The sequence below is a fragment of the Streptomyces rubellus genome (assembly GCF_036323805.1).
Taxonomy (GTDB): domain Bacteria; phylum Actinomycetota; class Actinomycetes; order Streptomycetales; family Streptomycetaceae; genus Streptomyces.
The window spans coordinates 14,974-34,772 of the sequence record NZ_JAZDCX010000033.1; the positions used below are offsets into that span (position 1 = coordinate 14,974).

Consider the following 19,799-nt stretch of genomic DNA (forward strand, 5'->3'; position numbering starts at 1 on the left):
CCAGCCGCCGTGGTGCAGCGGTCGGTGCGAGCGGATCAGGCAGCCGCCAGAACAGGTCAGGCAGGGGAGCGGCGGCGGGCGGCGCGGCGCTTCATGCGGCGGCGTTCGTCCTCATCGGTGCCGCCCCACACCCCGGACTCGTTGCGCTCCAGGGCGCCTTGGAGGCAGCTCTCCAGCAGCGGGCACCCGCGGCGGCAGACGGCCTTGGCCTCTTCGATCTGCAGCAGCGCCGGACCGGTGTTACCGATGGGGAAGAACAGCTCGGGGTCCTCATCGGCGCAGGCCGGGCGGGGCCGCTCGGGCGCGGCGGTGGAGACGGCGCCGTAGCCGTACAGGGCGGTGCGTACCAGGGTGTGCACAAGGGCCTCCCAGAAGGTCCGGTAATACGAATCGGCCCCCAGGGATGCGCCCCGGGGCTGTTCTGTGTCGACGGCCGGAAGGGCCGGAGCGGGCGGGAACTCCCGACGCTCTCCGCCGGCCCCGCCCGGGAAGGCGCGGGGGCGACGGGCAATGCCGGGGGATCAGCGCTGCCGCCTGGACTGGCGCTCGCTGTAGGCGTCCTGGAGACGGGCCAACCGCTCGTGGAGCGGCTGGCCGGTCTGACACGGCTGGTCGGCCTGGCAGGCGGCGCAGTCGGCGGTGTGCCCGGTGGAGGCCTCGAAAGCGGCCATGTAGCGCAGGTACAGGTCGTCGGTGGCCACGACCGGCTCCTTGTCTGTGGTGGAGATGAGGTGGATGTCGAGCACCCGGTGCCCGGCCTCCCACGACCTGGCGGCCGCCGTGGCGGCGGCCGCCAGCAGCGCGCGGACGCGGGGGTGCCGGGTGCCGTAGACGGAGGCCGCCCACGCCGCGTACTGCTGTGCGGCGCGGGCGGCGACTATGGGGTCGGGGATTCAGGACTCCGGGGACGCGGTGAATGAGGGGTGCGGGCGGGCCGGGGCAGGTTGTTCGCTGCGGCCGTCCCGTTCGTGCGGGGTGGGCCGCAGCGGCAGCGGCGGGCGGTCGCTCACCGGCCACCGCCCTTCATCTGGCTGTTCTGCTTGCTCTGCTTGTTGGCTTCGGTGTTCTTTTTGGACAGGTCGTCGCCGTTCTCGCCGTGCGGGCCGGTCACCCAGGTCATCGGGTGCCTCCCGCCCGGACGCGGCGCAGGGCCTCGTCCATGTCCGGGTCGCTGTCGCCGGTGGGGTGCGCCGCGATTACGGCGCGTGCCAGGATGTCGGTCACAGGTTCCTCCAGTTCAGGGCCTGTATCGCGCCGCCCAGGGGCCCAATCCCTGGGCGGCGCTTGTGGTTGGTGGACGCGGGGCGATCCTGCTGCCCCACGCCGTCCCCACCCACTACCGCTGCTGTGCAGCCAGGCGACGGGTGGGGGCGGCGTGCAGCGCAGGAACAGCCGGGTCAGGCCGCCTGCCGCGCGGCGGCCAGTTGCACGGCGTTCAGGTCGTCCAGGTGCATGCAGTTCTCCGGAAAAGTCAGGGCATGAGGCAGCCCCCAGGAGCACGGGGCTCCTGAGGGCTGCGGAAGTGGTGCCGGTGGGCGGGGGGCGTGGGTCAGGTGGTGACGCGGAGCGGGGCCAGCGGGACGGCCGGGCCGTGATAGTCGGAGACAGCGTTCTCCATGGCGGTCTCTCGCTGGCCGTCGGCGTGCTGCACGGCCGGGAGGATCTCGCCCCACTGCCGAGCCCGGCGGCGCGGCATCTGGCGGGCCTCGCGCCGCTCGGTCTCTCGGGTGATCTCCTCCAGCAGTCGGCGGGCTCGGCGCCGCTGGGGATCCTGTCGCAGTGCGCTGACGAAGCGGCGCGCCAGCCGCTGGCCGTCGCGGCAGTGCCGGGAACCGGTGCAGGCCGTGCACCCGGCCCGGTGGGCGAGGTAGAACTGGCGGGCCGTCTCCAGCGTCAGCGGGGCCTCGACCTGGTGGACCGGGATGGCCGGGCCGGGCAGGGGCTTGTAGAACTGCCGCGCCGCGCGTCGGTTCTCCTGCGGCATCGCGTCCCGCAGCAAGCGGTCCTGCTTGGCCTGCCAGCGGCGGACGTCGATGTCGATGACCACGAGCTGGTCGCTGCCGGGGCAAGCGGTGTGCTTCTCGCCCTCCGCCAGCTTGTCGCTGATGCAGTGCTCGCGGATCTTGAGAACCTTGTCGCCCATGATCCGGCGCCAAGTGCGGCAGTCGGGGCAGGTGATTGACTTCACTTCGTCCGGCCGGACGTTGAAGTCTTCCGGAGCCACGGTGCTGAGCAGCAGCGGCGCACGACGGTTGGTGTTCTTGGTCCGGACGCGGCCGGGACGCTTGCGGGGCATCGAGTCCTCCTGACGTGGAAGCGAGTGCGGGTGCTGCCTTCTCTGCCGCGCCAGGCCGGCCTTTCGGCAGGTTGGTCCTGGCAGACAGACAGCGCAGCAGCGCCGTTCGAGGTGGATCAGGTGGAGCTATTCGGTACAGGCGCCTAGGCCGGGGGAGCTCGGCTCACCCCACTGCCGCCGCCCCCGAAGGGGCAGTGACTCCTGCTGTTTTGCGGTGGTGCTTACTCGGTGCTCCCAGAGGATCACCGATGCCTTACATACATCAGGCTGCCTCAGGTAACCTGATGTGTCAAGCGGTATAGTGAGGCACCCAGAGACAATTCGAAGGAGGCGGAGAGGCACATGTCAGGGCCACCCCGAGCCGACAACCGACCGCCGTATGCGCGCATCGCGGGCCACTACCGCGACTTGATCAGCTCTGGGGAGCTCTCGCCGGGCGATCTCCTGCCCAGCATCAAGACGCTGGCAAATGAGTGGAAGGTCAGCACAGCCACTGCGGACCGGGCCATGCGGCTGCTGCGTGAAGAGAAGCTCGTGCGGGGCATCCCGGGCGTCGGCACCGAGGTGATGGCGCGCCCCATCTCGCTGTCCTCCGGGGCGGAGCGCCACGACCGCAGCAGCAAGACGCAGTCGTCGTGGGGCGTCGGCGAGAAGTCGTCCGGCCACACCGCCGGCATAGTCGAAGCCCCCGAAGACGTCGCTGACGTGCTGGGCATTCCGGCGGGCGACGACGTGATTCGCCGTAGCCGTGTTTACCGGGACGGTCATGGCATCGTCTCCCACTCCACGTCATGGATCCCAGCGGAGTTCGCCCAGGCCGTTCCCGAGTTGGCGCGGAGTGAGCGCCTCAGGGGCGGGTTGTCGCTCGACTTGATCGCTCGGGCTACCGGGCGGCACGTCGTGAAGCGTGTGGATGAGGAGACGGCTCGCATCGCGACAGCACACGACCTCGAGCTTTTGGAGCTGGAGGCTGACACCGTCGCGGCGATCCTTGTGCTGACCGCGCGCTTCCTGGATGCCGACGGGGAGCTGTTGGAGTACGGCGTGGACTTGGGTGCCCCGGGCCGCACCCGTCGCACGACGTCAGAGGTGCAGCGCTGACCAGGTACGAAGTCGCCGTGCTGGACGACACGCTCGTCTTCTGCCTCGAAGCTCGCCTCGCCCAGCTCCTTCGAGCCGAGCACACCGACACCCTCACGCTGGAAGGATGATCCAAGATCACGCGCATCTCCGCCGCATTGTCCGGCCGACCGGGCCCCGCGCCTCGCGCGATCCTCATGTCCGGTCTCCAGGGCTCCGGCAAAACGACCCTCGCCCGCGCCCTGGAAGAGGCCGGGTTTCGGCGCCTCTGCCCTGACGAGGAGATGTTCCGCCGTTACGGCCACTACGGCAGGGACTTTCCCCGCGGGCAGTTCAGGATCAGGGAGGCACCCGTGCTCAAGGACATCGCCCTTGAGCTCCAGGAACTCCTGGCGGTTGGACACGACGCCGTGGTCGACCACGGCTTCTGGACTCCGGAAGAGCGTGCCCAGTGGGCAGCGACCGTGAGAGAGGCCGGCGGCGAGCCCGTCCTCATCTACTTGCCAGTGCCGCACGAGGTGCGCTGGGACCGGATCCGGAAGCGCAACGAGCAATCGCTGGTCGACGCAAACAGCATCGAGTTCAGCGAGGAAGATCTGCTCAGGCATGCGGGCCGCTTCACCCCGCCGACCGATGATGAACCGCACATCGTGTACGACGGTCACCCGGAGAGCGTGCTGGCGGATCTTCGTCGTGCACGCCCCTCCACGGATGGCGGTCGGCATTGACTTCTACCTCCCACGCGCTACACCAGGCGCTTGTCAGCGGTCTTGTGAGGGCCATCACATCCGCAGGAGCCGGATCGCAACATCACAGCGCCTTGTCGAAGCTCATACGCATCGGCATTCACGGGTTTTCAACATGTACGTACACATGGGATTTAGCGGCTGCGGCCTAGGCTCACGGGCCATGACGACGACCGAGGGGACGACGGTGGGGAAGCATCGAGCGGGGTGGAGGCCGGACCGACTACGTGAGCAGCGAGAGGCTCACGGCCTGACTTTGGAGAAGGCCGGCGAACGTCTCCGTGAAGTTGCTGAGCAGGCAAAACTCAAGGGAATCCCTGCCGCAAATCCGCAGACGTTGTGGCAGCACGAGCAGGGCGAGGTCTACCCGGGCCCGCACTACCGCCGCGCCTACTGCCTCCTCTACCGCGCGACGGAGCCCGACCTCGGCTTCCGTGCCGCTCTGCCAGGTGAGGAGACATCCTTCACTCTCACGCCGATGGACGACCACCTCAACGGTGCACACGTCCTGGCCGTTGAGCGAGCGGTCCACCGCATCTCGCCGGGCACTGAGGACGCTGGCCACTTGGCTCTGCAGCAGCGGATCATCGACGCGTGGAAGCGCCGGCACACCGGCGGTGACCCGCACCGCCCGGTCCTGATTCTGGTGGGCGGGTTCGCCGGTTCCGGGAAGACGGAGCTCGCTCGCTTCTTTGTCCAGCTCACCGGGTGGCCGCTGCTCGACAAAGACCCGCTGACCCGGCCGCTGGTGGAACGGCTCCTGGTGGCTCTGGGCGGCGACCCGAACGACCGGCACACGGAGCTCTACCGGGAGCGTGTCCGGTCGGTGGAGTACGACTGCCTCATGCAGTCGGCCATGGCCAACATCAAGTGCGGGATCAGTACAGTGCTTTCGGCGCCGTTCATCTCGGAGATGACCGACCCGGACTGGATGCAGCGACTGTCGAACCGGGCCGCGTCCATGGGCGTCGACGTCTTCCCGGTGTGGGTGCGCTGCGATGAGGAGTCGATGCGCGAATACATCACCTTCCGGTCGGCGGCCCGGGACGCCTGGAAGCTCGCCCGATGGGATGAGTACATGGCGACCATCGACCTGGATCTGCGCCCGGCCGTGCCGCACCTGGTCGTCGACAACCGGCTGGGAACCGCGGTGACACTCGCCGACCAGGCCCGGCAGGCGATGGGAGCGATGTACGCATGACCGGACGGCAGGGTGTGATCCTGTACGGCCCACCGGCAGCGGGCAAGGACACCGTCACCGCGGCGCTTACCGAACTGCGCCCGTACTACCGCCAGTTCGCCCGGCTCAAGGTAGGGACGGGCAAGTCGACCGGCTACCGGATGGGCACGGTGGAGCAGCTGCGCGAGCTGGAGGCCGCGGGCGACGTCGTCTACGCGAACAGCCGGTACGGCAATACGTACGTGCTGGACAGACCGGGGCTGGACGCCGCGTTCGCGGCCGGGGTGCCGGTGGTGCACCTCGGGCAGGTCGACGGCATCCGGGCCCTGGTCGACGGCTACCCGGCGGACTGGTCGGTGGTGCTGCTGTGGTGCCCTCGCGAGGCGACCGCGGAGCGATCGGCGGGCCGCGGCGACCGCGACACCGCGGCGCGGCTGGCGGCGTGGGACGCGACCCGCGAGGATCTGGACGCGCACCCGAGCGCGGTCTGGAACCTGACCGTGGACACCACGGCCGCGTCGCCGCAGGACGCGGCGCGGCGCATCGACCAGCTGCTGGCGCAGCGGGCGGGAGCAGCGACGGCGTGAGCGCGGGCTACGGCTGGGCGAGTTGGTCCAGGGCGTCGGTGAGTGTGAGTTCACCGTCGTCCTTGGCCTCGTTCCACCGTGCCAGCGTGGACGCGGCCGCACGCAACGTCTCCGGCGGCAGGCCGGCGGCCGCGAGCGCATCGGCGGCTTCCTCCAGCTCCGGGCCCCAGCGCCAGGCGCGGGCGGCGGTCTTGGCGACGTACTGCGGCTCGGAGAGGTACGAGTCGGTGCGCTTCGAGGCGACCTCGATGAGCTCCTGGTCGACGCCGTGCTCGCGCGCCATTCCGATCGCGAGTGCCACCAGGACCCGCGACGTCTTCTGGAAGCTCGCGTACGCCAGCTTCAGCGCGGACGCCTTCCCGACCTTCGTGCCCAGCACTGCCGTCCGGGTAGCGGTGCCCGCGAAGAGGGCCTCAATCCGCGTAGTCGCGGCGACCGCGCCCGACAGGTACAGGGTCGGTGTCTTGCCGCCGACCGGAGGGGAACCCACGACGCCGCCGTCCACGACGGTCGCTTCCGGCTCGAGCAGCGCGGCGATGCGCTGCGCCCGCTCGGGGTTGATCGCGTTCGCCTCCACGTACACCCCCGTGAAGTGGTGCCCTGCGACGTCGTGGGCCAGGTCCTCGGCGGCGGCCGGCGGGCAGAGGCTGATGACGATGTCGCTGCGGTCCAGCAGCTCTGCCAGCTCGGCGACGGGCGTCAGGCAGAACTGGGCGGCGCGCGCCGCGGAGGCGGAGCTGCGCCCGGCCTCGCACCACAGGACCTCGGCCGCGTTGGTCGCGGCGCAGACGGCGACGGCGGCGCCCATGCTTCCGGGGTGGAGGATGCCGACGGTGGGCTGGTCCACGGTGCTACTCCGTCTCGTTGAGCAGGATGGTGATGGCGTCGGTGACGTCGTCGACGATGTGGTGCGCGGCGCGAAGGCCGTCCGGCCAGGGGCGTCCGCGCAGCCAGATGGTGCGCAGTCCTGCCTGATGGCCACCGCCGATGTCGCCCGCCGGGTTGTCGCCGATCATCCAGCCGCCGTCGGAGAGGTCCAGGCCGCAACGGGCGGCCGCGAGTTCGAAGAGTCGCCGGTCCGGCTTACGGATCTCCAGGTCGCCGGAGACCGCGATGCCGTCGACCAGCTCGGCGATGCCGGTCGTGGTGAGTTTGGCGCGCTGGATATCCGCAGCCCCGTTGGTGATGACGCCGACCGTCCAGGCCGCTGCCCGAAGGCGGGCCAGGCCCTCAAGGACAGCTGGCCGGCAGGTGACGGCGGCCGCCATCAGGCCGACGTACTCCTGCCAGAGTTCTGCGGCGGGCTCCTCCAGGTCGAAGGCCGTGCGGAGTCGGGCGAAGTCATCGGGGTTCGCGCGATCAGCCAGCTCGGTGAGCAGCCACCGTTCGACGGCCGGGCCGAAGGCGTGCGCACGGCAGAGATCAGCCACGGCGTCGCCGAACGCCGCCCGCCGATCGACCAGCGTGCCGTCCAGATCGAAGAGGGCCAGCATGCACACGACCTTATCGGCGCATCGGTACCCAACACCCAAGATCGATCCCATGGTGTATCTTTCAGAAAGTCAGTGATCATGAGAGGTTGGGCCATGGCCAACGCGGACCCCTTGCAGCGGGTCGATGCTCTGCTGGACGACGTTCTGCCGCCGCCGCATGTGCGGCAGCAGCTGCGCCTGGCCGCAGGGCTTACCCAGCAGGAGGTCGCGGAGGCCGTGGGGGTGAAGCGCCTCGCCGTGGCCCGGTGGGAGCTTGGCCAGACCCATCCACGGCGACCACACCGCAAGGCCTACGTGCACCTGCTCAAGAGGCTTGCCGAGCGATTCCCGGAGGCCGCCGACCCGGATTCGGGCATGCCGACGCCAGCCTCGGAATCAAGGGGGTCGGGGTGACGTAACCGCCACCGGCCGCGCGCGCCGAAAGGCGGACTGACAATCCGCTTCGGCCTCGCGCGGCCCTTCGCGCCGACCGGGTTGACCTCCCGGTCGACTGCTCAGTTCCGGTTGACACCCGGTCCTGAGCCTCGGCTCATCGAGCCGTTCCACTCCACTGCACTACCCCGCCTGACAAGCGGGCCGGCCCCTGACAAGGGCCTTGCACAACACGGCCGCTGACAACGGCCGCTGCACCGACACGAACCACCAGAGAAGAACGGAGTCGCCCCTGGTCCTTCGCACGGCCACCCGCTCCTGACCGGAGCGGGCCAACAACCTCACATCCATTGGCCGACCCTTCCCGCGTAGCGGGCGGGGCGCGGCCGCCTGATGAAAGGCGTCTTCGTCATAGTGCCCGATCTGGTGTCCCCATGTCAGCCTGGTGATGTCCAAATCACCCCGGTTCGCGCAGGGCGATCTTCCCGTCCGACGGGACCGGTATCCCATTTCTTTATGGTTTGCCCGGTAAGTCGTAGTCCGGAGTGTGCCGCACCGCACACCCCGGCTCCGGCCCTCGGGCTGCCCGCTCGTCACGCCACCGGGGTGTCCACAGGCCGTTCGGGTGGTGCTCGCCCGGTGATCTGTGGCGTTGTTGCTGTGGTGGGCCGATGAGTGCCGGGGCGGCGGTCGCCGCAGCGGTGAAGACGCAGGTGCGGGTGCCGGGGCAGCGGCGGCCGCGGCTTTGGGCGGTGCCTGCGCAGGCCGGTCCGGCGCCGGTACGGAGTCCGGGGCATCCGCTGGCGCTGGGGCGGGATGCTCGTGCCCGGCTGGGTGGCGCGGTGCGGGCGCTGCTGGACGTGGCCGGCTTGGACGGTGTCTCGGATGCGGTGCGGCTGGCCGTGGTGGTGCTGGCGTCGCGGACGCCGTCGGAGTCGGGAGTGGTGGAGATCCGTGCAGGTGAGCTGGGCCGGTGGCTGGGGCTGTCCAAGTCCTACGTCGCTTCCGAGGTAGTTCCGGGCCTGCGCCGCTCCGGTGTGGTCACGGTAGAGACGGCGGAAGGCGAGTACGGCCAGGACGGCGGGCTGCGGTGCACGGTGCTGCCACTGTGGCGGGCGCGGAAGGTCATCGGGCATCCGCTGGGGCTGTCGCGCAAGGAGTTCGCGACGCTGCTGCGGCTGCTGGAGGCCGTGATGGCGCCGGGCTGGACGCACCGGGACGGTCGGGTGACTCCGGCCGGGCTGCTGGGGGACCGTACGGGCCGCGGCGCGGCGACGGATCGGCTGGCGCTGCTGCTGCTGGTGCTGGAGGCGCGGGAGACGGGCCGGGTGCGGCAGTGCGGCGGCTCGGTGGACACCAAGCGCGGCCGCGCGGCGGCGACGGTGGCCCGGCTGCTGGGCTGCTCGGCGTCGGCGGGGGAGCGGGTGCTGGAGCGCTTGGAGGACCGGGAGCTGGTGCTGCGGGTGCGTCTGAAGACGGGCTCCGGGCTGGCGCACCGGTCGCGGCTGATGGTGCCGGCGGTCGCCGCCGCGCACGGCCGCACGGCCGCCGACGACGTCCAGGAGGACCGTGCGGAGGGCCCGGAGCCTGAGTTTTCAGACCCCGACGTTGCGGCAGGGCCGGGTCAGGCGCCGGAGACGGCGACGGAATCGCAGGTCAGCGGCGTGCTGGTGACGGATGAGGCGGATGTTGCAGAGCCCGACGTTGCGGCAGCCCTTCACACTGACCACCCTCCCCTGGTTACTCCTGTCTCTTCCCCCGTTCTCTCTTGTGGCTTTTCCGGCGAAGGCCGTGGTGGGAACCGTGGTCTGCCGGACCGCGCGTGCGGGCGCGAGGACCAGGCCGTTGACGGCGAGAGCGCCGCTGCCAGGAGCGGGTCGCCGGTGGCTGAGGGCGGCCCGCTACGCGGGAAAAAGCCCAAGGAGTCCCCGGTCGATGAGCGTGACGGGCAGCGTGCTGCCGGGGCTGGGGCCGGTGCCCGGCCGAAGGCCGTGGGCTGGGAAAAGGCGCAGCGGCAGCGGAGGGTGACCCTTCCGGTTGCTCTTGGTCTGCGGGTTGCTCTGGGGCCGGTGGCGGGGCTGTGGGAGCGGCTGAACGGCTGGCAGCAGAACCAGGTGGAGGCGGCCGCGAAGACGGAGCTGGCCCGCCTGGAGGGCTTGCTGGCACAGCAGGGTGCCGCGCCGCGGCTGCTGGCCGACCGGCTGGTCGACCGCCTGGCGGAGACCGGCGGCGAGGCCCTGGTCGACCGCCCGTATCCGTGGCTGATCCGGCGGGGCCTGATGCAGCGCCAGGCGTGCACGGACCGGCGGTGCGACGACGGGATCCGGCTGGACACCGGGGCTGAGTGCGAGAGCTGCGGCAACATGCTCCACCTCCGGCGGGCCCGCCGCGCCCGGATCGCTGCCGAGATCGACCGGCAGCTGCCCGGCCTCACCGACCGCGAGCGCCAGCGCGTCCTCGAGGACCGGCTGCGCGAGCAGGCCGCCATCGAGGCGGAGGACCTCGTGCGGCGCCGTGAGCAGACCCGCGCGGAGCAGGCCCGCCGCGATGCCGCCCGTGCGGCTGCCCAGGAGCAGGCGGAACGCGAACGTGAGGCTGCGGCCGCCGCCGACGCGGTGCGCCAGGCCCTGCCGTGCGAGGACTGCGGGCAGGACCGGGCGGCCGGGCTGTGCGAGGCGTGTGGCTTCCGGCGCCGGACCGAGGCGGCGATCGTGGAGGCCGGGCTGGTCGCGGCGACCTGGTCGGCCGATCTGACCGACCCGGCCGACGTCGCGGCCGTCACCACCGAGGTTCGGGCGGCGATGGAGCGCGAGATCGCCGACGTCCGCGCCACCTACCTGCGAGCCATGGACCCGGCCGACCAGGAGGCCGACCCGGTGGGCACCGCGTCCGTGCTCGCCTACGGCGCGCTCCACACCGCCGAGCAGCTCCTGGCGGAGTACCGGCGCAATGCGCTGGCGATGCTGGGCCGGACCGAGGAGGCCGAGACCGAGGCCTGCCGGGCGTACAAGACCGAGCAGGGACGCCGCTGGTATGACCACAACCCGAGTGGTGCGGACGCCGTCGCGGCGGCGGCGAAGGCCGCCGACGCGGCCCGGGAGCGCACGGCCGAGTACCTGCTCACGGTGCGGCTGGAGCAGCTGCGCGAGCAGCTGACGGCGCGCGCCGAGCAGGCCGCAGCCGCGCCGTGGACCGATCGGCTGCCCGAACTCGCCGCGCGCCCGCTGGATGGCAAGGCAACCGGAGCGGTGATCGCGTGACGACCGAGCTGAGCGGTGTCGACCTCGCGCGCCAGGCCCTGGTTGCGGCCCGGGAGGCGACGAAGAAGAACGGCACCGGCTGTACGACGAAGTCGAAGCGGCGCACCGGCACGGTTCTGCGGCGGGACGGCCATGAGTTGCTGGGGCTGGGTGCGGCGATCACGATGATGATGACCGAGCGCGGCGTGGTCGCCCCGGCCGCTGGCGGCAGCGTCCTGGCTCAGTGGGAGGCCATCCTCGTCGCCGTCGCGCCCGAGTTTGCCGGGCACATCCAGGTGGTGAAGTTCGACGCGGACACCGGCCGCCTGGACCTCGTTCCCGATGCTCCCGCGTACGGCACCAAGGTGCGCTGGATCGTGCCGAAGCTGATCGCGGCGGCCAACGCGAAGGTGCCCGGAGCGAGCGTGCGCGCCCTGCGCGTCTCGGCCGGCTGCTGGTCATCACCGGCACGGACACGGTCCTGCCGACCTACCCCATCACCGTCGACGCCATCGAAACCACGGCCGCTGTTGACGCGGGCGGCTCCACCACCGTGGACGCGCCTGTCACCGGTACCTCCCGGCGGCCGCCGGTACGCCGCACCCGTGTGCCTGGTTGGAGGCGGGGCTCAGCCGGGTTCGGGGGCGGTGGTGTGGTGGGCGCTCACGGCTTCGTCGATGCTGGCGGCGGCTCGCGGTCTGGAACGCAGAAGGGAGAGCCGGACCGTCAGCTCCCCGCGAGAAGGATGTCCAGCGAAGCCACAACCGCGACGACCAGGAAATTCACTCCAACGACCATCAGGAGCCAGTTCGACAGCAGTGTCATGACCAGAGCGATTCCGTTGTGCGGATACATGATCTTCGGCTTGTGGATGAAATAGAGAACTTGCATCCTTTCCCCTACTGGCCTTTTATTGTCAGTGCCTACGAAAGGCGTGGATTTCAGCAGGTTTCCCTGCTGGTCGCAGTACTGGATGACGGGGCGGTACTTCACTCCCGAATCGCTCTCAGTCCGCAGGTTGTCGATGACGATTCCCGTTGTGCTCACCCCGGTTCGCCACAGACGCCACGCGAGTACGCAATACCGTACGCAGGTCCCGGTGATGGTTGCTCCCACGATCCATGTAGTAGACAGGAGAATCAGCGCATCCGACATGTCACTTCGCTTCCTTCATTCGATCTTACAGAGAACGGAGGGCACATACAGGTATGGGCCTCATCAGCACGCCCATCCATGCGTGCCGACCGCCTACGTTGGGCACCCGGGCAATTCATTGCCTGCCCAGATTTCCGGTTCGTCAGAGCCTGCTCGATCCGGGGCGGCCCGGCCTCGGGAAGCCGGGCCGCCTCATCGGGATCCCCAAGGTGTGCTTTTCGTCCACCGCCGCCCACGGCGCCAACTGGTTCGGCTGGCCCTGTCTCGGCCGGTGTGCGTGCCGCCCGTGGGTATCCCTGCCGCCGGCCTTGCGCCCGGCCTTGGCCGGCCCTCGGCCGCAGCGACCCCCTCTAGGAGGCAGCGCCAGGTGAACGGGCTTCGGTGGCGGCAGGTCGAGCAGCCCCAAGCCGCACTGCGCCCCGTACGGCCGACGCTCGTCAGGGAGAGCGGTGCGGGGTGTCAGGGTCCCCAGCGTTGGTTGTCGCCCTGGTTGCATCCCCCTGCGTAGACGTCACCGTCGGCGTTGCTGTCCAGGCACAACCCCGTGGCCGTGTTCTTCCACTCCACTGCCTGGCCGCCGGTGTCCCGTACCTGCCAGCGTTGGTTGGCGCCGCCGTTGCAGCCCAGCGTGTAGACGTGACCGTCGGTGTTGCTGTCCAGGCACAAGTCCGTGGCGACGTTCTTCAGTTCCACCCCGCCGGTACTGTTCACCTGCGCTCCCCAGCGTTGGGGATCGCCGCCGTTGCAGCCCAACGTGTAGACCTCACCGGCCGCGTTGCTGTCGAGGCACCTGCCCGTCGCCATGTCCACGTACCACACCGGGGGGTGGCCCCCGGTGCGGGCTCCCGCCGGGGCGTCGTTGCTTTCACCGACGTCGGTGCTGGTGTCCTCCTCCGTCTCCAACTCCGCGTCCGCGTCGTCCGCCCGGCCGGGTTCCGGCTGCTCGGGTTGCGCCGCGTCCTCTCGCTTGAGGATGTCGTGCGGCGGTTCGTACTCCAGTGGCCTGGCCTGCCATGCGTAGTGGTAGCCGCGGACAATGAGACCCGTGCCGCCCGGCTGGAGGTAGACCGTGTGATCCGGGTCCTGGATTTGCCTGCTGCCGTCCAGCTTCCAGTGCTGCTCCTCGTTCTCCGGGTCGCAGGCCCCGACCACCGCGTCATTGCCGACCCGCTCGATGCAGGCGTTCCCGTCCCCGCCGTAGGCGAGCAGGTACTCGCCTGGCTGCATGCTGTAGCGGAGCTGCACCAGGTAGTCGGGATCGTTCGCGTCGCGGCCGGGCCGGTAGTGCCGCAGCGCGGGCTCGCCGGTGCGGGTACGGGCGCGGGTGATGGCCGAGTCGGGGGTGTGATCCGCGAAGAAGCGGTAGGTGTGTCCGGGCAGCGGGGCCTCGCACGCCAGATCGCGCTTGCGGCACCCCTGATAGTCCATCAGCAGTCCGAAGTGGTCGGAGTTGATCCACTGCCGCTGGGCGCGGTGGCTGTGGTTGGCGGGTGCCCCCTCCATGGTGAAGTCGAGTTCCGCGCCGCCCTGATGGGTGGGCTCCCCCACCGCGACGACACGGTCCTGCAAGCTGGCGGGCATCCGGGCGGGATGCGTGTTGAAGTCGGCCAGGAAATGCCAGTTCTGGTCGGGGACGCCGCGTCGCCGCATCTCCTGCCGGGCGGTCTCGTACATCGCAGCGGCGTCGTTGTCCCTGCCCTCCCCCAGCGCGCGGGCGTGGCCGGTGAAGTACCAGTCGTTACCGAGCTGGATGCCGATAATGGGCCGGGCCTCAAGGGTGTCGTGGTGCACGGCGAGCTGTACGACGTCGGTGGCGGTCTCCCGGGTGACGATGGCCAGTCCGTTGCGCTGCTGGCCCACGTCCCCCCAGTAGATGTTCACCAGGTCCGGGCTATCGGGCCCGCCGAGTTGAAGGGTGTGCTCGGTGACGCCCCTTCCCACGAACCTGCGCTCGTTCCAGACCGCCCGGTCCGGCGGCGCGGTCCCCGCTTCCTGGAGGGCGAGGACGTCCGCGTGGCGCAGCCACTCCGGCACCGCGTTCCGCCAGCGCGACTCCCGGGAGCCGCGTTCCCCCTCGGTGCCCTGGAACTGGCCGTGCATGTTCCACTGGGCGGTGACGCGGTCCCCGGGCGCCGCCTGGGCGGTCGGCGAGGAGCCGGGCAGCCCCGTCACCAGCAGGGCCAGCAGCGCGCCGAGAAGCAGCAGCCGGGCCGCCCTGGTCCGGCGGCGTCGTGGTGCGGTTGCCAAGTGCATGAATCCTCGTTTCCGTGTCGTGGACGAATTCGTGTGGCGTTCCGGCACGCGTGTCCGTGCGTGCCGTCGCCACGTCGCGGGCACATCGGTGCACTGCGCCCATGTAGGAGAAGGTTCGGTTTATCGGGGGGGGGACAAGCTCAACCTCCCTCCCCGCCGGTCCGCCGCTGCCGTGGAGGACATGGCCCTCCGACCCACCGACCGCGGCGACGACCGCTCCGACATCCGGGACTTCCTCGCCAGCCGACGCGCCGGCACTTTCGCGCGTTCTGGCTGGTGTGTCTCATCAGTGATCCGTCCTCTCACATCCGCCCCGGTGCCGAACGGCTCCAAGGGGTACGTTCGGACTCAGCATGTGCCGCGATGTGATTGACCGTCAGGGCGCCGGAGTAAAGTGCAGGTGAGCGGCGTGAGGGCTGGACAAAAGCCTGGACAGAGCCGGACAACCGCGGGCGGGAGCGATGGGGCGCAAGCGCGAGTTCAAGGGCACGGCCGCTCAGCAGGCCATGGCGCGCTTTCTGGTCGACGTCGCCGAAAGCATCGGCCTCGACACCACGGCGAAGGTCGCTGAGCGCTTCCCCCGAGCGGCAAGTCGATCGACGTGGGCGGAGTACCTCAACGGTGCGAAGCTGATCCCAAGGACCTGCTGGGACAGGTCTTCATGGAAGTACGCCGCAGGCGCCCGGAGCACTGGCGCGAGGGGCTGATCAGTGATTCCCAATGGTGGTTGTCAAGGTCGCTGGTCGGGCAGGGCGGGGCGGGTCATGCCGTCGCGAGGTCGCGTCGGGGTGGCTCGGCGGTGAAGGTGCGCTGGTCGCGAATGAGGGCCCACAGCACATCGAGGCGGCGTCGGGCGAGAGCCAGGACGGCCTGCCGGTGAGTCTTTCCCTCGGCTCGTTTGCGCTGGTAGAAAGCCTTCGACGTCGGGCAGCAACGGGCGGCGACCTGGGCGGAGAGATAGAACACGCGCAACAGGCGGCGGTGGTAGCGGCGGGGCCGGCGCAGGTTGCCGCTGATGCGGCCGGAGTCCTTGGGGACCGGGGCCAGGCCAGCGACCCCGGCGAGGCGCCCCGAGGTGCCGAAGGCATCCAGGTCGCCGCCGGCGCAGACGATGAACTCGGCGCCGAGCAGGGTGCCGATGCCGGGCATGCTGGTGATCACCTCGGCATGGCGATGCTCGCGGAAGCGGACCGCGATCAACGCGTCGGTCCGCTCGATCTCCTCGCCCAGGGCCAACAGCTCCTTCGCGAGGACGCGCACCATGGCAGCGGCCGTCCGTTCGCCAGGGACGGCGGTGTGCTGGGCGTGCGCGGCCTCGAGCGCGGTGGCGGCAACCGCGTCGGCGTTGCGCACCTTGCGGTTCTTCAACCAGGTGGCCAGGCGGGATTGGCCGATGCGGCGCAGGGCGGCCGGGGTCTGGTAGCCGGTCAGCAGGGTGAGGGCGGCCTTGGAGGTGGCGTAGTCAAAGGCGCGCTCCAGGGCGGGAAAGTACTCCAGCAGCTGGGCGCGCAGCCGGTTGATGGTGCGGGTGCGGTCGGCGGTCAGGTCGTATCGGCGGGCGGTGAGGATCCGCAGGTCCACAGCGATCTCGTCCCACTCCTGCAGCGGCTGCAGGTCGCGGCGCATCCTCGCTTGGTCGGCGATGACGAAGGCGTCCTTCGCATCCGTCTTCCCGTCGCCGCGGTAGGCGCCCGAGGCGTGGTGGACGGTGCGGCCGGGAAGGTAGAGCAGGTGCTGGCCGTGACCGAGCAGCAGGGTGATCAGCAACGTGGCCCCGCCGGCATTCAGGTCGACCGCCCAGACCACCTCCTCCCCGCCGGCCAGTGTCAGCACGTCACGGACCAGGTCCAGCAGCTCGGGTTCGCTGTTGGCGATCCGCCGCGACAGCACCTTCGCGCCATCCGTGCCGATCACCGTGCAATGGTGCTCGGCCTTGCCCGCGTCTACCCCCGCCCACAGCTTGGGCATCGTGCCTCCCCTGCCGTCTCGGTGTTGGCCCTGCAGACGACCTCGCCGACGTGTCCTTACGGAGCGATCAAGTTCGCGCATCCCAATGAGCGGCCGTGTCGTCGCGGGGCACCGGGCGGCCAATCACTGAAAGCCACACGAGCGGCATGAGCTTTTTGAGCCACACCCGGGCCCCTGGGTCTCCCGATCGTACGAAGGACCAGGACGAGCCCACCAAGAAGGTAAGGATCCGTCCTCTCTTCTTGGCCCCGGACCGATCGCTCAGGGCATCGCCGAGCGCCACAAGCCGCCGTGGCAACATCGAGCTGCCGTACCAGCAGCAACCGTCACCCACGCCCAAGAAGAAGGCGTCCCCGGGTCACGTCCTTCTCCGCTCGTGGCGAGCACTTGGACACCCAGTGTGAGGAGTGTTCTGATTGTCCGTCAGCCTGCTGCCGTAGAATGCAGGTGAGCGGCGCAAGAGCAGGACAAAGGCCTGGACTAAGCCGGACAACCATGTGTGGGGGGAGCCGTGGGGCGGGAGCGCAAGTACAAGGGAACCGACGCGCAGAATGCTCTGGCCCGGTACTTGGTCGAGCTCACCGGCAGACTTGGGCTCGATACCGTCGACAAGGTCGCGAAGCGCTTTTCCGGTAGCCGGTCGATGTGGGCGGAATACCTCAATGGGGGCAAGCTGATCCCCAAGCCGGTGCTCGGCGAGGTGCTGCACGAACTGCGCCGTACACGGTCCGACAGCTGGAGCGACCGCGTCCTGGTCGAGGCGAACAAGCTGTGGAAGGCCGCCGCCGAGGGCACCGCTCCCCCGCAGGACAGCCTCGGCACAGAGCTGGTCAGCCTCCACCGCCGACTCGACGAGACCACTCAGGCCCTGGTCAAGGCCCAAACGGTGGCGGCACGCAGCGAACGCGTCATCCTCATGCTCTTGCAGTTCTCTGGCTGGCAGGAGAGGAAGGTCGCGAGACTCACCCGCGAGGTGGAGCACCTCCACGACAAGGAACGCGCCGAGAGCGCGCAGCGTCTGGAGCAGGCCCAGTTGCGGCTCGCACGGGTCCAGGTCGAACTGGAGCGTGCGCGAAGCGACCGCTTCACCGCCGAGCAGGCCCAGGCGGTGCTGCTGCGCGAGCGGCAGGAGGCCCTGGAGGACATCAGCCGGCTTCAGCAGACGGCAGCCGATCCGGCCCCGATCGACGCCGAGCCCACGCTGCTGCCGCGGTATGCTCCCGAGCCCTCCATGTCGGACGAGGAGATCGACCGCGGGATGGACGAGCAACTCGACCTCATCAGCACCGACCGCGCCCACCGCGGCGTGCTGCTGTCCGAGGTAGTGGAGCAGGCCGGCCTCGAACCCCGCGCACAGGACGACAACTCCCGCACCATCCCCGGAACCGTCGTCGCCAAGCACACCCCGGCCCCCGACACTCCAGACGCGGCGCCCCTCTCAGCTCCGCTCCGGACAACCACGGAATTATCCAGGACAACTCCCGACAACCCCGCTACCAGCAACAACGGCCCCACCCGCAGCCCCGGCGCGCCAGGCCGCAGGTTCAAGGCCCGCCACAAGATCGCCCTTGCCGGACTGGCCCTCGCCGTTGCCGGCCTGGCCGCCCCCTTCGTAATCCGGTCCCTGCACGACACCGACGCCAACGCCTCACTCGGCAGCAGCACCGGCAGCGCCCAGCCCAGCAGCACCGCCAGCGCACCGGGCAGTTCCACCGCCGACAAGCGTGGCAGCGCCGCCAGCGCACCGGGCAGTTCCACCGCCGACAAGCGTGGCAGCGCCGAGAAGCCCAAAGGCCCGGCCGAAGCATCCGGAAAGCCTCTGGTGGAACCGCCTGAGACCCCGGCGAACACAGCGTCCAGCAAGCCGCTCACTGAATCCGCCTTCGGCCTCATCACCGTTACCAACCCTGACAACGGAACCACGATGTGCGTCGACAACGACACCAATAAGGGTCAAAACGGTGACGTCGTCCAATTGTGGGACTGCGACTATTCCGGCCAAACAGCGGGTCAACTGTGGACGCTGCATTCAGACAACACATTGCGCGTATGGGGAAAGTGCCTGGACATCGTCGATAACAATTTTCGGAATCACGCAAGGTTGCAACTGTGGGACTGCAATGGCTCCGGCGGACAGCAGTGGACCCACACAGCCGATAACGAATTGAAGAACCCACAGTCCGGACTCTGCCTGGACGATCCCAAGGCGCGAATGGACAAGGGTACAAACCTGGAGATCTACCGCTGTTTGGGCGACGTCTGGACCCAGCAATGGCACTTCGTCAACCCCGCAGCCTAACTAATACTCCAGTGCGGTTTCGGTGCCTATCCAGCAGGTTCGCCGAGGCGCCATCTGTAGTGGCTGCGTCGGGCTGTTGCCTGATGCTGTCTGCGCCAGGCGGACCAGTGCAGCAGTCGGGCTGCGGTCATGGCTGGTGGGTGGAACACGACGGCGAGTAGGTGGCGGACCTCCGGGACGGTCAGGGAGATCGGGTCGCTGCTGCGGGCCGGGTGGTGCCGCGCGGCGATCACCCGGCCCGGTCGAACGCGCCATCAGGCGGGGCATCGAGCATGTCGTAGCGGCGCACCGCCGCCATCCTCACCTCCTCTTCCACGGCCGACGGCACGCGCCTCAGACGCGGCTCACCGTCATCAGGCGAAGCCGCGGGCATGCGTATCTGCATTGCTCGCCCCTGGTCTTTCCGTGACGGACCCACCATGCGGCCGGCCCCCAGACAGCCGACCCTACGGCAACCACCCGCGCACCACACCGGCAGGAGACCCTGTACCCCAGGCACAGTGCTGAACCAGTGGCCGGACATCGCGGCCGCCGTCGCACCGCACCTGCCCGACCACGTCCAGGCCGTCACCTTCCATACGGAGACCGGGCGGCTGGACCTGCGCCCGGACTCCCCCGCCTGGGCCACCCAGCTGAGGCTGATCACCTCCCGCATCATCGCCGCGGCCAACGAAGCAGCCAGCACCGAGGCGGTCTGCGCCGTCCGGGTCCTGCCGCCCGGCACGGCGATCCCGGCACCCCGCGCGGACGACACCGCGGCCCACCCCGGCCCCGGCGACAGCGGCACCGCCCGAGGACCCGGCAGAAGCACGAGAGGCGTCGGCCGGCTACCGCGCCGCGCGGGCCGTCTACCAGGCCGCCCGGCCCGAGCGCCGGGTGGTCCCGGCCATCGCGGCCGCAGCAGAGCGACAGACCAGAGCCCTGCTGGAGCAGCGCGCCGCCGCCTTCGCCGACGGCCAAGCCGCCATGGAGCAGCCGCACAACCGAGCCCGCCGCACGACGGCGTCGGTCGAGACCAGCCGGACCCGTGCCCTGCGCCGCCTGGCGGTCGAACGCGCCGGGCTCATCGATGCCAACGTTCCGCACCGGCTGGGCCGCACCGCGTGATCTGGTGGGGTCGGGTTGCCAGGG

18 protein-coding genes and 2 pseudogenes are annotated in these 19,799 nt (G+C 70.0%); 10 read left to right on the forward strand and 10 right to left on the reverse strand.

From position 1 onward, the window contains the following. Nucleotides 1-56: 56 nt before the first annotated feature. The 3 genes from V1L54_RS27275 to V1L54_RS27285 all read right to left on the reverse strand — a co-directional run bounded on the left by V1L54_RS27275 (nt 57) and on the right by V1L54_RS27285 (nt 2,296). A complete protein-coding gene (locus tag V1L54_RS27275; RefSeq protein WP_330120853.1) occupies nt 57-335 on the reverse strand; it encodes a WhiB family transcriptional regulator in 279 nt (92 codons plus the stop codon). 186 nt (nt 336-521) lie between these two features. Continuing rightward, complete coding sequence (locus V1L54_RS27280) at nt 522-746, reverse strand: hypothetical protein (protein WP_330120818.1); 225 nt, start codon at nt 744-746, stop codon at nt 522-524. 803 nt (nt 747-1,549) lie between these two features. Continuing rightward, the gene (locus tag V1L54_RS27285; protein WP_330120819.1) at nt 1,550-2,296 is read right to left on the reverse strand and encodes a hypothetical protein; all 747 of its coding nucleotides are present in this window, start codon (nt 2,294-2,296) and stop codon (nt 1,550-1,552) included. A gap of 342 nt (nt 2,297-2,638) precedes the next feature. Here V1L54_RS27285 and V1L54_RS27290 point away from each other — a divergent pair, with 342 nt between their 5' ends. The 4 genes from V1L54_RS27290 to V1L54_RS27305 all read left to right on the forward strand — a co-directional run bounded on the left by V1L54_RS27290 (nt 2,639) and on the right by V1L54_RS27305 (nt 5,889). Next, nucleotides 2,639-3,397, forward strand: coding sequence for a GntR family transcriptional regulator (locus tag V1L54_RS27290; RefSeq protein WP_330120820.1), 759 nt, complete (start codon nt 2,639-2,641; stop codon nt 3,395-3,397). A 137-nt stretch (nt 3,398-3,534) separates the two neighbouring features. Next, nucleotides 3,535-4,104 (forward strand): P-loop nucleotide/nucleoside kinase family protein, encoded by a 570-nt coding sequence (locus V1L54_RS27295; protein ID WP_330120821.1) that lies wholly within the window; start codon nt 3,535-3,537, stop codon nt 4,102-4,104. Between the two features lie 181 nt (nt 4,105-4,285). Further along, on the forward strand, nt 4,286-5,323 hold the full coding sequence (locus V1L54_RS27300; protein ID WP_330120822.1) for an AAA family ATPase: 1,038 nt from the start codon (nt 4,286-4,288) through the stop codon (nt 5,321-5,323). Next, entirely contained in the window at nt 5,320-5,889 is a 570-nt protein-coding gene (locus V1L54_RS27305) for a phosphotransferase-like protein (protein WP_330120823.1), read from the forward strand. The genes V1L54_RS27300 and V1L54_RS27305 overlap by 4 nt, the downstream gene beginning before the upstream one ends. Nucleotides 5,890-5,896: 7 nt before the next feature. Here V1L54_RS27305 and V1L54_RS27310 read toward each other — a convergent pair whose 3' ends face one another. Together V1L54_RS27310 and V1L54_RS27315 are read right to left on the reverse strand one after the other, a co-directional pair. Then, nucleotides 5,897-6,736, reverse strand: coding sequence for a DUF1932 domain-containing protein (locus V1L54_RS27310; RefSeq protein ID WP_330120824.1), 840 nt, complete (start codon nt 6,734-6,736; stop codon nt 5,897-5,899). A 4-nt stretch (nt 6,737-6,740) separates the two neighbouring features. Next, entirely contained in the window at nt 6,741-7,382 is a 642-nt protein-coding gene (locus tag V1L54_RS27315; protein WP_330120825.1) for an HAD family hydrolase, read from the reverse strand. Nucleotides 7,383-7,475: 93 nt separating this feature from the next. Here V1L54_RS27315 and V1L54_RS27320 point away from each other — a divergent pair, with 93 nt between their 5' ends. Both V1L54_RS27320 and V1L54_RS27325 read left to right on the forward strand, forming a co-directional pair. After that, nucleotides 7,476-7,775 carry a helix-turn-helix transcriptional regulator gene (locus V1L54_RS27320; protein ID WP_330120826.1) on the forward strand — a complete coding sequence of 100 codons (300 nt, stop codon included), beginning with the start codon at nt 7,476-7,478 and terminating at the stop codon, nt 7,773-7,775. A gap of 650 nt (nt 7,776-8,425) precedes the next feature. Beyond that, nucleotides 8,426-11,014: a hypothetical protein gene (locus V1L54_RS27325; RefSeq protein ID WP_330120827.1), complete on the forward strand. Its 2,589-nt coding sequence runs from the start codon at nt 8,426-8,428 to the stop codon at nt 11,012-11,014. Nucleotides 11,015-11,719: 705 nt separating this feature from the next. Here the strand turns inward: V1L54_RS27325 and V1L54_RS27330 are convergent. Further along, nucleotides 11,720-12,148: a hypothetical protein gene (locus V1L54_RS27330; RefSeq protein ID WP_330120828.1), complete on the reverse strand. Its 429-nt coding sequence runs from the start codon at nt 12,146-12,148 to the stop codon at nt 11,720-11,722. A 459-nt stretch (nt 12,149-12,607) separates the two neighbouring features. Further along, a complete protein-coding gene (locus V1L54_RS27335; protein ID WP_330120829.1) occupies nt 12,608-14,401 on the reverse strand; it encodes a ricin-type beta-trefoil lectin domain protein in 1,794 nt (597 codons plus the stop codon). A gap of 461 nt (nt 14,402-14,862) precedes the next feature. Between V1L54_RS27335 and V1L54_RS27340 the strand changes: the two genes are divergently transcribed. Beyond that, on the forward strand, nt 14,863-15,108 hold the full coding sequence (locus V1L54_RS27340) for a hypothetical protein (RefSeq protein ID WP_330120830.1): 246 nt from the start codon (nt 14,863-14,865) through the stop codon (nt 15,106-15,108). Nucleotides 15,109-15,163: 55 nt separating this feature from the next. On the opposite strand, the gene V1L54_RS27345 is transcribed toward V1L54_RS27340, so the two are convergent. Next, complete coding sequence (locus tag V1L54_RS27345) at nt 15,164-16,369, reverse strand: IS110 family RNA-guided transposase (RefSeq protein WP_330120831.1); 1,206 nt, start codon at nt 16,367-16,369, stop codon at nt 15,164-15,166. 511 nt (nt 16,370-16,880) lie between these two features. Between V1L54_RS27345 and V1L54_RS27350 the strand changes: the two genes are divergently transcribed. After that, complete coding sequence (locus tag V1L54_RS27350; RefSeq protein ID WP_330120832.1) at nt 16,881-18,668, forward strand: ricin-type beta-trefoil lectin domain protein; 1,788 nt, start codon at nt 16,881-16,883, stop codon at nt 18,666-18,668. A 26-nt stretch (nt 18,669-18,694) separates the two neighbouring features. Here the strand turns inward: V1L54_RS27350 and V1L54_RS29580 are convergent. Together V1L54_RS29580 and V1L54_RS27355 are read right to left on the reverse strand one after the other, a co-directional pair. Continuing rightward, nucleotides 18,695-18,895 (reverse strand): annotated as a pseudogene (locus tag V1L54_RS29580) (IS701 family transposase); the annotation flags it as partial. Between the two features lie 2 nt (nt 18,896-18,897). Continuing rightward, nucleotides 18,898-19,053: a hypothetical protein gene (locus tag V1L54_RS27355; RefSeq protein ID WP_330120833.1), complete on the reverse strand. Its 156-nt coding sequence runs from the start codon at nt 19,051-19,053 to the stop codon at nt 18,898-18,900. A gap of 34 nt (nt 19,054-19,087) precedes the next feature. Between V1L54_RS27355 and V1L54_RS29585 the strand changes: the two are divergent. Beyond that, nucleotides 19,088-19,366 (forward strand): annotated as a pseudogene (locus V1L54_RS29585) (DciA family protein); the annotation flags it as partial. Nucleotides 19,367-19,544: 178 nt separating this feature from the next. Continuing rightward, a complete protein-coding gene (locus V1L54_RS27360; RefSeq protein ID WP_330120834.1) occupies nt 19,545-19,775 on the forward strand; it encodes a hypothetical protein in 231 nt (76 codons plus the stop codon). The last annotated feature ends 24 nt before the right edge of the window (nt 19,776-19,799 follow it).

Excerpts from the sequence above, each read along its gene's own strand:
- V1L54_RS27285 (WP_330120819.1), bottom strand. The coding sequence starts at position 2,296 with ATGCCCCGCAAGCGTCCCGGCCGCGTCCGGACCAAGAACACCAACCGT.
- V1L54_RS27290 (WP_330120820.1), top strand. The coding sequence starts at position 2,639 with ATGTCAGGGCCACCCCGAGCCGACAACCGACCGCCGTATGCGCGCATC.
- V1L54_RS27300 (WP_330120822.1), top strand. The coding sequence starts at position 4,286 with ATGACGACGACCGAGGGGACGACGGTGGGGAAGCATCGAGCGGGGTGG.
- V1L54_RS27305 (WP_330120823.1), top strand. The coding sequence starts at position 5,320 with ATGACCGGACGGCAGGGTGTGATCCTGTACGGCCCACCGGCAGCGGGC.
- V1L54_RS27315 (WP_330120825.1), bottom strand. The coding sequence starts at position 7,382 with ATGCTGGCCCTCTTCGATCTGGACGGCACGCTGGTCGATCGGCGGGCG.
- V1L54_RS27320 (WP_330120826.1), top strand. The coding sequence starts at position 7,476 with ATGGCCAACGCGGACCCCTTGCAGCGGGTCGATGCTCTGCTGGACGAC.
- V1L54_RS27325 (WP_330120827.1), top strand. The coding sequence starts at position 8,426 with ATGAGTGCCGGGGCGGCGGTCGCCGCAGCGGTGAAGACGCAGGTGCGG.
- V1L54_RS27330 (WP_330120828.1), bottom strand. The coding sequence starts at position 12,148 with ATGTCGGATGCGCTGATTCTCCTGTCTACTACATGGATCGTGGGAGCA.
- V1L54_RS27335 (WP_330120829.1), bottom strand. The coding sequence starts at position 14,401 with ATGCACTTGGCAACCGCACCACGACGCCGCCGGACCAGGGCGGCCCGG.
- V1L54_RS27340 (WP_330120830.1), top strand. The coding sequence starts at position 14,863 with ATGGGGCGCAAGCGCGAGTTCAAGGGCACGGCCGCTCAGCAGGCCATG.
- V1L54_RS27345 (WP_330120831.1), bottom strand. The coding sequence starts at position 16,369 with ATGCCCAAGCTGTGGGCGGGGGTAGACGCGGGCAAGGCCGAGCACCAT.
- V1L54_RS27355 (WP_330120833.1), bottom strand. The coding sequence starts at position 19,053 with ATGCAGATACGCATGCCCGCGGCTTCGCCTGATGACGGTGAGCCGCGT.